The following is a 13,626-nucleotide window of genomic DNA, read 5'->3' as shown; positions in this document are numbered from 1 at the left end:
CACGCTCGCGGCCACCCACCGGGTCGGCTGGAAGCTGCTCGCGCGCACCGGCCTGACCACGCGGGAGCTGGTCGACTGGCTCGCGACCGAGCCGGCCGAGCCGTTCGACGTGGCCGTGACCTCGCTCGGCGTCAACGACGTGACGGGCGGCGTGCCGCCGGCCCGCTGGCAGGCGCAGCAGGCCGAACTCGTGCGGCTGCTCGCCGCGCGCTTCCAGGTCGGGCACGTGATCCTGTCGGCGGTGCCACCGATGGAGCGCTTTCCGGCGCTGCCGCAGCCGCTCGCGTGGTATCTCGGGCTGCGCGCGAAGCGGCTCAATGCCGCCCTCGCCGACTGGGCCGCGACCCAGCCGAACTGCACGTTCCTGCGCGTCGCGCTGCCGCTCGAACGCCACCTGATGGCCGCCGACGGCTTTCATCCGGGCGCGGCCGCCTGCGCCACGTGGGCCGCGCAAGTGGCCGACGCCGTGCCGCGGCATCGGGCGCCGGATCACGCGGCGCGCTGACGGGCTGCCGGCCGGCCCCATGCCGCCGACGGCACGGCCAATCGCTCGCGATACCTTCGGGTGCCGCGCCAAACGCCAGCTGCGACCGCGCATGCGCCGCCTCCTCCCGTGCATTTTGCCGAAGGCGTCGATGCATGCCGCCGCGCCATGCCAAAATAGCCGGTCGTCCTCGCGCCTCCACGGCGCGCCATCCTTTCGTTTCGTACGCAGCCAGGGATTGCCATGTCGTCATTGCTCAGGATTGGTTTGATGGGTTTCGGTTTCGCCGGCGCGACGTTCCACGCGCCCGTGATCGCCGCGAGCGGCCGCACCGAGGTCGCCGCGATCGCGACGGGGCAGCCCGATCGCGCACGCGCCGCGTATCCGGGCGCGCGCATCGTCCCCGATCTCGATACGCTGCTCGGCCTCGACGACATCGACTGCGTGGTGATCGCCACGCCGAACGACACCCACTTCACGCTCGCGCGCCAGGTGCTCGAAGCCGGCCGTCACGTCGTCGTCGACAAGCCGGTCACGCTCACCGCCGACGAGGCGCTCGCGCTCGCGCGGCTCGCGAACGCGCGCAGCCGCCTGTTCGCGCCGTTCCACAACCGCCGCTGGGACGGCGACTTCCTCACCGTGCGCCGCATCGTCGAATCCGGCGAACTCGGCCGACTGACGTATTTCGCGTCGCACTTCGACCGTTTCCGGCCGACCCCGCGCACGCGCTGGCGCGAGGAGCCCGCACGCGGCGGCGGCCTGCTGCTCGACCTCGGCCCGCACCTGATCGACCAGGCGCTCGCGCTGTTCGGGCTGCCGGAAACGGTCAGCGCGACGGTCAAGACGCGCCGCGACAACGGCACGGCGCCCGATTTCGTGCATCTGCTGCTCGGCTATCCGGACAAGGACATCGCGCTGCACGCGAGCGCGCTGTCGGCGATCGAGCCCGCGCGCTTCACGCTGCACGGCACGCGCGGCAGCTACCAGAAGTTCGGGCTCGATACGCAGGAAGACCAGTTGAAGGCCGGCCTCACGCCAGACCACGTCGAGTTCGGCGGCGGCAACCCGCCCGGCGTGCTGCGCACGCTCGAAGGCGAGGTCGAGGTCGAGCGGCCGGTGCCGACGCTCGACGGCCAGTATGCGGAGTTCTATCGCGCGCTCGCCGCATCGGTCCACGACGGCGCACCGTTCCCGGTCACGCCGCAGGACGCGGTCGACGTGATGACGATCATCGAGCTCGCCGCGCAGAGCGAGCACGAAGGCCGTCGGGTACCATTCGTGCGCCGCACGGTCTGACGGCCGCCGGCCGGGTCAGTGCCGATCCGGCCGCAGCCGCCATTGCGCGCATCCCGCGCCATTTCGCGCCGCGCCGAACGCCGGCAGCGGCCATGCGTCAGCCCCCATGGCGCCGCTGCCCCGAACATTCCGTTACAAATGGTGCGGGAACGAAAGTCAGCGGTCGTCCGGTCTGACGCGTTTCTCAAAAAGTCGATCCGACTCCAAACCGTCAGGAGAATGTGATGCAACGGTTGATTCGCGCAGCGGCATGCTGCGTCCTGGTTTCCTCGCTCGCCGCGTGTGTCGTGCAGCCGCAGCGGCCGGTCCGGCAGGCGCCGCCGCCTGCCCCGCGACCGAATCCGCAGGTCGTCGCGAACGACCGCATGCAGGAGGTCCAGGGCCGGATCGACAACCTGCACCGGCGGATCGACACGCGCGTCAATGGTGGCTACTACCCGCCGCCGTACGGCGCGCAGCTGCACCATCGCCTCGACGTGATCCGCCAGGAAGCGAACGACATGTCGACCCAGCACAATGGCGGCCTGTCCGGCGACGAGCAGCGCGTGCTGAATCAGGAACTCGACACGGCCGCGCGCGCGATCGGCGAGTGACGCCGGCGCCCGCCGGTGCCGGCAAAAGCGGCGGCGCCCCACGCCGCCGCTTGTCGCGAAGCGACATTCTTTTGCTCAAATTGACAATGCCCACCCGCTCGCGTACAGTCGCCCGCACGCGTCGGGAGAGCGTGTGACCGCGTAGCTAGCAACGCCGGTCGCGCCGCCGAAGGGGCACACCCGCAAACTCTCAGGCAAAAGGACCGACCGCGTCGGGGAATCCCGTCCGCGCATTGCGCGGGCCGCACTCCCCGCACTCTGGAGAGCGGCAGTAGCCCGTTGCGCCCATGCGGCGCGGGGCAAGCTGCCCACCGAAGGGGCGCGCGTTCGCAGGCTCACGGCCGCAACGCAATCTCTCAGGTATCGAGGACAGAGGGGCATGTACCGGATCGCTCGCAGGCTCACGGCCGCGGCGGTCGGCACATGGCCGTTCTGACCCGCGCGCAAGCGCCTTGCCTGAGGCCTCGATGACTGCACTGAATCACACCCCGCTCAACGCCGCGCATCGCGCGCTCAATGCCCGCATGGTCGACTTCGGCGGCTGGGACATGCCCGTCAATTACGGCTCGCAGATCGAAGAACACGAAGCCGTGCGCACCGACGCCGGCATGTTCGACGTGTCGCACATGTGCGTCGTCGATTTCACCGGCAGCCGCGTGCGCGCGTTCTTCGAGCACGCGATCGCGAACAACGTCGGCAAGCTCAAGACCCCCGGCAAGGCGCTCTACTCGTGCCTGCTCAATCCGCAGGGCGGCGTCATCGACGACCTGATCGTCTATTACTTCACCGAAGACTTCTTCCGCGTCGTCGTCAACGCCGGCACGGCCGAGAAGGACATCGCGTGGTTCAACCAGCTCAACGAACAAGGCGGCTACGGCCTGACCATCGCGCCGCGCCGCGATTTCGCGATCGTCGCCGTGCAGGGCCCGAACGCCCGTGAAAAGGTCTGGACGACGGTGCCCGCCGCGCGCGCCGCCACCAGCGAACTGAAGCCGTTCAACGCCGCGCGGGTCGCCGGCACGCCGTTCGGCGAGCTCACCATCGCGCGCACCGGCTACACCGGCGAAGACGGCTTCGAAGTGATCGTCCCGGCCGTGCACGTCGAAGCGCTGTGGACCGCGCTGCAGCAAAACGGCGTGCGCCCGTGCGGGCTCGGCGCGCGCGACACGCTGCGCCTCGAGGCCGGCATGAACCTGTACGGCCAGGACATGGACGAAAACGTGTCCCCGCTCGACGCGGGCCTCGCCTGGACGGTCGACCTGTCGGCACCGCGCGACTTCGTCGGCCGCGCCGCGCTCGAGCGCGACGGCACGCGCGCCGCGTTCGTCGGGCTGATCCTGCAAAAGGAAAACGGCAAGGCGGGCGGCGTGCTGCGCGCACACCAGAAGGTCGTCACGCCGCACGGCGAAGGCGAGATCACGAGCGGCACGTTCTCGCCGTCGATGCAGGAATCGATCGCGTTCGCACGCGTGCCAGCGGCCGTCCACGTCGGCGACACCATACATGTGCAGATTCGAGACAAGCAACTTCCCGCGCGCGTGGTAAAACTGCCGTTCGTGCGCAACGGCAAGGTCCTCGCTGCGTAACGACCGGGGGGCCGCCTCCCGGCAAGCCGGGAAATGGCGCCCGGCGCAACCCCATCCGGCGCGCCCCGGCGGCGCGCCAGCATAACGAACATACCTTTTATCCAGGAGCATCCGATGAGCAACGTCCCGGCCGATCTGAAATACACCGACGAACACGAGTGGATCCGCACCGAAGCCGACGGCACGCTGACGGTCGGCATCACCGATCACGCGCAGAGCACGCTCGGCGACATCGTCTTCCTCGAGCTGCCGGCAGTCGGCAAGTCGGTGAAGGAAGGCGACGCAGTCGGCGTCGTCGAATCGGTGAAGGCGGCATCCGACATCTACTCGCCGGTGTCCGGCGAGATCATCGCCATCAACGAAGAAGCCGCCGACTCGCCGGAAGAAGTGAACAGCGACGCATACGCCGTGTGGCTCTTCAAGATCAAGCTCGCGGACGGCGCATCGACCGACAAGCTGATCGACGCCGCTGCATACAGCAAGCTGATCGACTAATTTTCCTTACCCGAACCGCGCGCGGCCGGCCAGCCGGCCCGCGCGGGACCAGAGTCACGCCATGAAGCTCGAACACCCGGACCGTCTGATGAACCGCACGCCCCTCTCGCTCGCCGCGCTCGAAACGCACGACGCGTTCGCAGAACGCCACATCGGCCCCGATGCCGCCAGCCAGCAGGCCATGCTCGACACGCTCGGCTTCGCGTCGCGCGCCGCCCTGATCGACGCCGTGATCCCGGCCTCGATCCGCCGCGCCGAAACGCTGCCGCTCGGCCCGTTCGCGCAACCGAAGAGCGAGGCCGAAGCCCTCGCCGCGCTGCGTGCCCTCGCGGACAAGAACCAGGTGTTCCGCTCATACATCGGCCAGGGCTATCACGACACGCACACGCCGGCCGTGATCCTGCGCAACGTGCTCGAAAACCCGGCGTGGTACACGGCCTACACGCCGTACCAGCCCGAAATTTCCCAGGGTCGCCTCGAGGCGCTCCTGAACTTCCAGCAGATGGTCGCCGACCTCACGGGCCTCGCGATCTCGAACGCATCGCTGCTGGATGAAGCCACCGCCGCGGCCGAAGCGATGACGCTGTTGCAGCGCACCGGCAAGCCGGCGTCGAACGTGTTCTACGTCGCCGACGACGTGCTGCCGCAGACGCTCGAAGTGATCCGCACGCGCGCGCTGCCGATCGGCATCGAAGTCAAGACGGGCCCGGCAGCCGACGCCGCGCAGGCCAACGCGTTCGGCGTGCTGCTGCAATATCCGGGCGTCAACGGCGACGTGCGCGACTACCGCGCGCTCACCGAAGCGATCCACGCGGCCGGCGGCCATGTCGTCGTCGCGGCCGACCTGCTCGCGCTGACCGTGCTGACGCCGCCCGGCGAATGGGGCGCGGACGTCGCGATCGGCAACACGCAGCGCTTCGGCGTGCCGATGGGCTTCGGCGGCCCGCACGCCGCGTATCTCGCGGTGCGTGACGAATTCAAGCGCCAGATGCCGGGCCGTCTCGTCGGCGTGACCGTCGACGCGCAGGGCAAGCCCGCGCTGCGCCTCGCGCTGCAGACGCGCGAACAGCACATCCGCCGCGAGAAGGCGACGTCGAACGTGTGTACCGCGCAAGCGCTGCTCGCGATCATGGCGAGCATGTACGCGGTCTACCACGGCCCGCACGGCCTGAAGACGATCGCGCTGCGCGTGAACCGCATCGCAGCGCTGTTCGCCGCCGGCGTGAAGCAGCTCGGCTTCGCGCCCGTCAACGACACGTTCTTCGACACGCTGACGATCGACACCGGCGCGCGCACCGCGCAGGTCCACGAATTCGCGAAGGCCGCGCGCATCAACCTGCGCCGCGTGAGCAACACGCAAGTCGGCGTGTCGATCGACGAAACGACGACCCGCGACGACCTCGCCGCTCTCCTCGCCGTGTTCGCGCAGGCCGCGGGCGGCACCGCGCCGTCCGTCGACGCGCTGGACGCGGGCCTCGCCGGCGTCGCCGCATTGCCGGCCGGCCTCGAGCGCACGAGCGCGTACCTGACGCACCACGTGTTCAACCGCCACCATTCCGAGACCGAAATGCTGCGCTACCTGCGCAGCCTGTCGGACAAGGATCTCGCGCTCGACCGCTCGATGATCCCGCTCGGCTCGTGCACGATGAAGCTGAATGCGACGTCGGAAATGCTGCCGGTCACGTGGCCCGAGTTCGGCCGGATCCACCCGTTCGCGCCGGCCGAGCAGACCGTCGGCTACCGCGAGATGATCGACCAGCTCGAGCAGATGCTCGTCGCGGCCACCGGCTACGCGGCCGTGTCGCTGCAGCCGAACGCCGGCTCGCAGGGCGAGTACGCGGGCCTGCTGATCATCCACGCCTACCACGCATCGCGCGGCGAAGCGCATCGCGACGTGTGCCTGATCCCGGCCTCCGCGCACGGCACGAACCCGGCCTCCGCACACATGGCCGGCATGAAGGTCGTGGTCGTCGCATGCGACGCGCAGGGCAACGTCGATATCGCTGATCTCAAGGCGAAGGCCGAGCAGCACGCGAACGACCTCGCGGCGATCATGATCACGTATCCGTCGACGCACGGCGTGTTCGAGCAGAACGTGCGCGAGATCTGCGAGATCGTCCATGCGCACGGCGGCCAGGTGTACGTCGACGGCGCGAACATGAACGCGATGGTCGGCCTGACCGCGCCGGGCCAGTTCGGCGGCGACGTGTCGCACCTGAACCTGCACAAGACGTTCTGCATCCCGCACGGCGGTGGCGGCCCGGGCGTCGGCCCGGTCGCGGTCGGCGCGCACCTCGCGAAATTCCTGCCGAACCAGCGTTCGACCGGCTACACGCGCGAAGAAGACGGCATCGGCGCGGTGTCGGCCGCGCCGTACGGCTCGGCATCGATCCTGCCGATCTCGTGGATGTACATCGCGATGATGGGCGCGAAGAACCTGACCGCCGCCACCGAGATCGCGATCCTCAACGCGAACTACATCGCGAAGCGCCTCGCGCCGCACTACCCGGTGCTGTATTCGGGCCCGGGCGGGCTGGTCGCGCACGAGTGCATTCTCGACCTGCGCCCGATCAAGGAAACGAGCGGCATCAGCGTCGACGACGTCGCGAAGCGCCTGATGGATTACGGCTTCCACGCGCCGACGATGAGCTTCCCGGTGCCGGGCACGCTGATGGTCGAGCCGACCGAATCGGAATCGCAGGAAGAACTCGACCGCTTCATCGCCGCGATGATCGCGATCCGCGAGGAAATCCGAGCAGTCGAGGAAGGCCGCGCCGATCGCGAGGACAACCCGCTGCGTCACGCGCCGCATACGGCCGCCGTCGTCACCGCGAACGAGTGGCCGCACGCGTACTCGCGCGAGCAGGCCGCGTACCCGGTCGCATCGCTCGGCACGAACAAGTACTGGCCGCCGGTCGGCCGTGCGGACAACGCTTACGGCGACCGCAACCTGTTCTGCTCGTGCGTGCCGATGTCGGAATACGCATAACGCCTGCCGCGCGCCGGAGTCCGATCGTGACCACGCCGCACGCAACCGTCGGTTGCGTGCGGTTTTTGCGTTCGTCGCCTGGCCAATCGATTCACGCTTGCCCGCCAATCCGGCTAACATCACACGCGATCCAGCCAATCAAGGAGTTCCGCATGGTGCGTCCGATGTTTCCGGGCCAGGGTGCAACGCAGGAGCGGCCGCGCACGCGCCGCTTCGTGCCGCTGCTCGTCGCGTCGCTGTCGTTCGCTACCGTCGGCCTCGGCACGGCCGGCAGCGCGCGCGCGGCGATGAATTTCTGCGCGGCGCCCGCGTTGCAGGCGAGCGAGACGATCCAGGCCGAGCCGGGTGTGCAGGCGCTGATCCGCAGCGTCGACGCGCGCATCGGCGAGCAGCCGAAGGCGATGCCGCGCGTGCACACCGAGGGCACGCTGCCGCACGAAGGTATCTACGACCAGAGCGCCGACGCGCTGAAGGACATGGAGCTGATGCGCGACGCCGCGCTCGCGTGGCGCGTGACGAATGCGCCGCGCTACCTGCAGCTCGTCGACCGCTTCCTGTCCGCGTGGGTGTCGACCTACCAGCCGAGCTTCAACCCGATCGACGAGACGCGCTTCGACAGCCTGATCGTCGCGTACGACATGACGGCGAGCGCGCTGCCGGTCAAGACGCGCAACGCCACCGCGGCGTTCATCGCGAAGCTGGGCGCCGGCTATGTCGCGCAGATCGACGCGCAGAAGCGCCCGCTCACCGGCACGTGGCGCAACAACTGGCAGAGCCACCGGATCAAGCTGATCGCGCTGTCCGCGTTCACGCTCGGCGACCGCAAGATGATGAACGCCGCGCAGCGGCTGTTCGTCGAGCATCTCGCCGACAACATCGGTCCGGACGGCAAGACCTGGGATTTCGACGAACGCGATGCGCTGCATTACGCGGTGTACGACCTGCAGCCGCTGGTGACGGCCGCGCTTGCCGCGCGCCGCTTCAACCGCAATTGGCTGCGTGAGCGCGGCGCGAACGGCGCGACGCTCGCGGCGGCGCTCGACTGGCTCGTACCGTACGCGCTCGGCGAGAAGACCCACGAGGAATTCGTGAATTCGCCGGTGCCGTTCGACGCGAAGCGCCGCGAAGCCGGCTTGCCGGGCTATACGGGGCAGTGGGACCCGAAAAACGCCACCGAACTCTTTCATCTGGCCGCGCGGCTCGACGGGCGCTATGCCCGTGTCGCGCGGCAGTTATCCGTCATGCCGCCCGCATGGCTGGCCGCGTGCCTGCCATTGCAGGCGCGCTAGCATCATTCTCAAAGCAAGGCAGGTATCAAAATGGCAGTCAGCGTGTTTGACCTCTTCAAGATCGGCATCGGCCCGTCCAGTTCGCATACGGTCGGACCGATGCGCGCGGCGCTGATGTTCGTCCAGGGCCTCGAGCGCGACGGGCTGCTCGACGCGACGGCCACCGTGAAGGTCGAGCTGTACGGCTCGCTCGGCGCGACCGGCAAGGGCCACGGCACCGACCGCGGCGTGATGCTCGGCCTGCTCGGCGACGCGCCCGACACCGTCGATCCCGACACGATCGACGCGCGGCTCGACGACGTCCGCAAGTCGAAGAAGCTCGCGCTGCTCGGCACGCATCCGGTGCCGTTCGTGCTGAAGGAGAACATCGCGTTCTACCGGCAGGCGCTGCCCGAGCATCCGAACGGGATGAAGCTGCGCGCGTCCGCCGCGAACGGCGACGTGCTGGTCGAGCGCACCTACCTGTCGGTCGGCGGCGGCTTCGTCGTGACGGCCGGCGCGCCGAACACGAAGGTGCTGAGCGCGGCCGAGCAGATGACCCACCCGTTCCGCACCGGCGCCGAGCTGCTCGCGCTGACCGAGACGACCGGCAAGTCGATCGCGCGGCTGATGTGGGAAAACGAGCGCGCGTGGCACACCGAGGAAGAGACGCGCGACGGGTTGCTGAAGATCTGGGCCGTGATGCAGTCGTGCGTGTCGCGCGGCTGCGGGATCGGCAACCCGGACGCCGACGGCAACCTGCCCGGCCCGTTCCAGGTCAAGCGCCGCGCGCCGCAGCTGTATCGCGCGCTGACCGGCAACCCGGAACAGGCGCTGCAGGATCCGCTGTCGATGATCGACTGGATCAACCTGTACGCGATCGCCGTCAACGAGGAAAACGCGGCCGGCGGCCGCGTCGTCACCGCGCCGACCAACGGCGCGGCCGGCATCATTCCGGCCGTGCTGCACTACTACACGCGCTTCACGCCGGGCGCGAACGAACAGGGCGTGATCGACTTCCTGCTGACGGCCGCGGCGATCGGCATTCTTTACAAGCTCAACGCGTCGATTTCGGGCGCGGAAGTGGGCTGCCAGGGCGAAGTGGGCGTCGCGTGCTCGATGGCGGCCGGCGCGCTCGCGGCCGTGCTCGGCGGCACGCCGCGCCAGGTCGAGAACGCGGCCGAGATCGGGATGGAGCACAACCTCGGCCTCACCTGCGACCCGGTCGGCGGGATGGTGCAGATCCCGTGCATCGAGCGCAACGCGATGGCGTCGGTGAAGGCCGTCAACGCGGCGCGCATGGCGCTGCGCGGCGACGGCTCGCACTACGTGTCGCTCGACTCGGTGATCAAGACGATGCGCGAGACGGGCGCCGACATGAAGACGAAGTACAAGGAAACCTCGCGCGGCGGCCTGGCGGTGAATATCGTCGAGTGTTGATGCTGTGAGGTCCGCGAGCGTGTGCTGCATCACGGCGGCTCACGCTCGCTCCATGCGTTTCCTGGTCGCTCCTTTCGCGTTCCGGCACTTTTCAGCGCCCCGCCAACGGGCGTAAGCTGTACGTCCCGCTACCCAGGGAGACGGCAGCCCATGTCGCATTCCAAGGATCTCGAGCAGAGCGCCACCACCGGCGCGCGACTGCTCGTCGATGCGTTGCTCGCCAATCACGTCGAACGCGCGTTCTGCGTGCCGGGCGAGAGCTTCCTCGCCGTACTCGATGCGCTCGCGGACCACACCGCGCGCATCCAGACGGTCGTCTGCCGCCACGAGGCGGCCGCCGCGAACATGGCGGAGGCGGTCGGCAAGCTGACCGGCCGCCCCGGCATCGCGTTCGTCACGCGCGGGCCCGGCGCGACCCACGCGTCGATCGGCGTGCACACCGCGTTCCAGGATTCGACGCCGATGATCCTGTTCGTCGGCCAGTGCGCGCGCGAGCACCTCGATCGCGAAGCCTTCCAGGAAATCGACTACCGGCGGATGTTCGGCCAGATGGCGAAATGGGTCGCGCAGATCGACGACCCGCGCCGCATTCCCGAATACCTGAGCCATGCGTTCCACGTCGCGACCGCCGGTCGCCCGGGCCCCGTCGTGCTCGCGCTGCCGGAGGACGTGCTGTCCGAAGCGTGCGCGCCGCAGCCGGTCGTGCCGGCCGCGAAACGCGTCGCGGCATCGCCGTCGGCTGCGCAGCTCGACGAGCTGCGCGAACGGCTCGCGCGCGCGGAACGGCCGTTCGCGATTGTCGGCGGCAGCGGCTGGACGCCCGACGCATGCGCGAACCTGCGCACCTTCGTCGAGCGCTGGCAGCTGCCGGTCGCGTGCGCGTTCCGCTTCCAGGACACCTTCGACAACGCGCACCCGAACTACGCGGGCGACGTCGGCCTCGGGATCAATCCCGCGCTCGGCAAGCGGATTCGCGACGCCGACCTGCTGCTGGTGCTCGGCCCGCGCCTCGGCGAAGCGACGACGGGCGGCTACACGCTGCTCGACATCCCGAAGACGCGCCAGACGCTGATCCACGTGCACCAGGGCGTGGACGAACTCGGCCGCGTGTATGCGGCCGACCTGCCGATCGTGTCGGGGATGCCGGAGATCGCGGCGCCGCTCGCCGCGCTCGAACCGCCGGCGCACCCCGCATGGGCCGGCACGGCCGCCGACGCGCACCGCGCGTACCGCGAATGGCATGCGCCGCTGCCGATGCCCGGCGACGTCCAGCTCGGCGACGTGATGGTGCAGTTGCGCGAGCGCCTGCCGCACGACGCGATCCTGACCAACGGCGCCGGCAACTACGCGATCTGGCTGCATCGCCACTTCGCGTACCGGCACTTCCGCTCGCAGCTCGCGCCGACCAGCGGCGCGATGGGTTACGGGCTGCCCGCCGCGCTCGCCGCCAAGTCGCTGTATCCGGCGCGGGCCGTCGTCGCGCTCGCCGGCGACGGCTGCTTCATGATGGCCGGCAACGAACTCGCGACCGCGATGCAGTACGGGCTGAACATCGTCGCGATCGTCGTCAACAACGGGCATTTCGGTACGATCCGCATGCATCAGGAGCGCAACTATCCGGGGCGCGTCCACGGCACGGGGCTCACGAACCCCGATTTCGCCGCGTATGCGCGCGCGTTCGGCGCGCACGGCGAGACGGTCGAGCGCACCGCCGACTTCGCGCCGGCACTGGAGCGCGCGCTGACCTGCGGGCTGCCGGCGCTGATCGAGATCCGCATTCCGCAGGACGCCAGCACGCCGGCCGCGACGCTCGAGCAGATCCGCGAGCAGGGCCGCCGGGCGCGCGGCGCATGATCATGGGTATGCACGCCGCACCGGCCAGTCTCGCGTTGTCGCACGACGACGCGCTCGTCCTCCCCGGCACGCTGCTCGCGCCAGACGGTACGCTCGTCGCGCCGTACGATGTCGAGCACGGCAGCGATCGCGCGGAAGGCTGCGTGCCGGCCGCGGCGGCGCTCGGCCTGCTGCATGCCGTTCATCGGCCGTTCCGGCGCGATTACGGCCGTACGTCGGAGGTGCACGTGATCAACGGAATGGGTGTCGCACTCGGCGACTCGGTGATCGGGCTGACCGCGCTCGCCGCGCTGCGCACGATGCATCCGGGCGTGCGCTTCACGCTGTACCGGCCGGCCCGCGCACCGCGCTACGTCGAAGCGCTGTATGCGCTCGCGGCCGACGTCGTCGCACCGTCACGTGCGCTGCCGTACGCCGTCGACGCGCTGCCCGCGCACGCGCCGTGCATCGATCTCGGCAATCACCTGTACTGGCCCGCGTTCGCGCGGCAGCCGATGATCGACTTCTTCCTCGACGCGCTCGGTGTGGATCCGGCCACGGTGCCGGCCGTCGCGAAGCGCAATCGCTGGCTCGCGCGGCTGCGGCTGCCTGCGCTACCGGCCGAATCGCAGCGGCCGTACGTCCTGTTTTGCCCGACGGCGAGCACCGCGGTGCGCAGCGTGCCGCCCGCGCTGCGCGCGGCATTCGTGGAGCGGCTCGCGCAGCGTTACGGGCTGCCGGTGGTCGGGTTCGGCCCGGTCGCGCATCCCGCCTACGTCGACGTGAGCCGCGACGCGCCCGACACCGCGCACTTCATTGCCTGGGTCAAGGGTGCGAGCGTGCTGTTCGCGCCCGACACGGCCGCGCTGCATGTCGCCGACGGCTTCGACGTGCCGACGCTCGGTTGTTTCACGACGATCGGGCCGGCGCTGCGCGTGCGCGACTATCCGCACTGCGTGCCGGTCGAGCTCGACGTGCCGGCCGCATTGCGCGGGCTGCATCGCAGCGAGCGGCCGGAGGATCTGATGGCGGTCGAAGCCGCGTACCGCGCGATCGACTGGGATGCGTTGCCGTGGCCGGCGCCGCGCGAAGCGGCCGCTGGGGCCGCCGCGGCCGAATAGAACAACGGAAGTCGCCCGAAAGATCGAACCTTCAGCGGCCTCCACACGCCGCCGCCACGCTCACCCGGCTCACCCGGCCGCGACCATCACGGCACGCTCGCGCAGCGTCTCCGACGGCCGCTTGCCGAACAGCCGCCGGTAGTCGGTCGCGAACTGGCTCAGGTGCCAGAAGCCCCACGCCTCCGCGACGTCCTGCACCGAACCGGCCGCCCGCCCGCACAGGTCGCGCCGCGCGCCGTTCAGCCGCAGCGTGCGCAGGTAGGTCGCGGGCGCCATGCCGAGCACGTCCTGGAAGCAGTACTGCAGCGTGCGCCGGCTCACGTGCAACTGCTCGCACAGCTCGGGCACGCCGACCGGGCGCGTGCGGTGCGCCAGCACGTACTCGCGTGCCTGCTCGACGATCCAGCGCCGTGTCGACGGCGCGCCGCCCGCGCCGTCATCCGCCGGTTGCGCGCACGCGTCGAACAGCGCGCCCAGCACCTCGGCCTGCAGGTCGTCGCGCTGCGCGTCGGGCAGCGGGA

General features: G+C 69.8%; 11 protein-coding genes and 2 riboswitches. Of the genes, 10 read left to right on the top strand and 1 reads right to left on the bottom strand.

Going from position 1 to position 13,626, the window contains the following annotated elements:
* The 10 genes from F3J14_RS28890 to F3J14_RS28845 form a co-directional block, all read left to right on the top strand.
* Positions 1–505 (top strand): SGNH/GDSL hydrolase family protein (locus tag F3J14_RS28890; protein ID WP_166725857.1); only part of this gene is annotated, 505 nt, incomplete at its 5' end.
* 222 nt (positions 506–727) lie between these two features.
* The gene (locus F3J14_RS28885) at positions 728–1,780 is read left to right on the top strand and encodes an oxidoreductase (protein ID WP_166725856.1); all 1,053 of its coding nucleotides are present in this window, start codon (positions 728–730) and stop codon (positions 1,778–1,780) included.
* A 224-nt stretch (positions 1,781–2,004) separates the two neighbouring features.
* The gene (locus tag F3J14_RS28880) at positions 2,005–2,373 is read left to right on the top strand and encodes a hypothetical protein (RefSeq protein WP_166725855.1); all 369 of its coding nucleotides are present in this window, start codon (positions 2,005–2,007) and stop codon (positions 2,371–2,373) included.
* Between the two features lie 112 nt (positions 2,374–2,485).
* Positions 2,486–2,590: riboswitch (glycine riboswitch) on the top strand.
* Between the two features lie 31 nt (positions 2,591–2,621).
* Positions 2,622–2,756, top strand: a riboswitch (glycine riboswitch).
* Positions 2,757–2,840: 84 nt separating this feature from the next.
* Positions 2,841–3,959: a glycine cleavage system aminomethyltransferase GcvT gene (gene gcvT, locus F3J14_RS28875; protein ID WP_166725854.1), complete on the top strand. Its 1,119-nt coding sequence runs from the start codon at positions 2,841–2,843 to the stop codon at positions 3,957–3,959.
* A gap of 114 nt (positions 3,960–4,073) precedes the next feature.
* A complete protein-coding gene (gene gcvH, locus F3J14_RS28870) occupies positions 4,074–4,454 on the top strand; it encodes a glycine cleavage system protein GcvH (protein ID WP_166725853.1) in 381 nt (126 codons plus the stop codon).
* A gap of 61 nt (positions 4,455–4,515) precedes the next feature.
* Positions 4,516–7,443, top strand: a complete 2,928-nt coding sequence (gene gcvP, locus F3J14_RS28865; protein WP_166725852.1) for an aminomethyl-transferring glycine dehydrogenase — start codon at positions 4,516–4,518, stop codon at positions 7,441–7,443.
* Between the two features lie 152 nt (positions 7,444–7,595).
* Positions 7,596–8,732 (top strand): alginate lyase family protein, encoded by a 1,137-nt coding sequence (locus F3J14_RS28860; RefSeq protein ID WP_166725851.1) that lies wholly within the window; start codon positions 7,596–7,598, stop codon positions 8,730–8,732.
* Between the two features lie 30 nt (positions 8,733–8,762).
* Entirely contained in the window at positions 8,763–10,151 is a 1,389-nt protein-coding gene (locus F3J14_RS28855; protein ID WP_166725850.1) for an L-serine ammonia-lyase, read from the top strand.
* Positions 10,152–10,301: 150 nt separating this feature from the next.
* A complete protein-coding gene (locus tag F3J14_RS28850) occupies positions 10,302–12,005 on the top strand; it encodes a thiamine pyrophosphate-binding protein (protein ID WP_166725849.1) in 1,704 nt (567 codons plus the stop codon).
* A complete protein-coding gene (locus F3J14_RS28845; RefSeq protein ID WP_166725848.1) occupies positions 12,002–13,105 on the top strand; it encodes a glycosyltransferase family 9 protein in 1,104 nt (367 codons plus the stop codon). The genes F3J14_RS28850 and F3J14_RS28845 overlap by 4 nt, the downstream gene beginning before the upstream one ends.
* Before the next feature lie 69 nt (positions 13,106–13,174).
* Here the strand turns inward: F3J14_RS28845 and F3J14_RS28840 are convergent.
* Positions 13,175–13,626 (bottom strand): helix-turn-helix domain-containing protein (locus F3J14_RS28840; protein WP_166725847.1); only part of this gene is annotated, 452 nt, incomplete at its 5' end.

Source organism: Burkholderia sp. Tr-862 (assembly GCF_011753085.1).
Classification (GTDB): Bacteria; Pseudomonadota; Gammaproteobacteria; order Burkholderiales; family Burkholderiaceae; genus Burkholderia; species Burkholderia ambifaria.
The sequence above is the reverse complement of the archived record's forward strand: the minus strand, read 5'-3'. Positions and strand labels throughout refer to the sequence as shown.

What these genes read in the sequence shown, in the direction of transcription:
- F3J14_RS28885 (WP_166725856.1), top strand. Translation starts at nt 728, where the DNA reads ATGTCGTCATTGCTCAGGATTGGTTTGATGGGTTTCGGTTTCGCCGGC.
- F3J14_RS28880 (WP_166725855.1), top strand. Translation starts at nt 2,005, where the DNA reads ATGCAACGGTTGATTCGCGCAGCGGCATGCTGCGTCCTGGTTTCCTCG.
- gcvT (WP_166725854.1), top strand. Translation starts at nt 2,841, where the DNA reads ATGACTGCACTGAATCACACCCCGCTCAACGCCGCGCATCGCGCGCTC.
- gcvH (WP_166725853.1), top strand. Translation starts at nt 4,074, where the DNA reads ATGAGCAACGTCCCGGCCGATCTGAAATACACCGACGAACACGAGTGG.
- gcvP (WP_166725852.1), top strand. Translation starts at nt 4,516, where the DNA reads ATGAAGCTCGAACACCCGGACCGTCTGATGAACCGCACGCCCCTCTCG.
- F3J14_RS28860 (WP_166725851.1), top strand. Translation starts at nt 7,596, where the DNA reads ATGGTGCGTCCGATGTTTCCGGGCCAGGGTGCAACGCAGGAGCGGCCG.
- F3J14_RS28855 (WP_166725850.1), top strand. Translation starts at nt 8,763, where the DNA reads ATGGCAGTCAGCGTGTTTGACCTCTTCAAGATCGGCATCGGCCCGTCC.
- F3J14_RS28850 (WP_166725849.1), top strand. Translation starts at nt 10,302, where the DNA reads ATGTCGCATTCCAAGGATCTCGAGCAGAGCGCCACCACCGGCGCGCGA.
- F3J14_RS28845 (WP_166725848.1), top strand. Translation starts at nt 12,002, where the DNA reads ATGATCATGGGTATGCACGCCGCACCGGCCAGTCTCGCGTTGTCGCAC.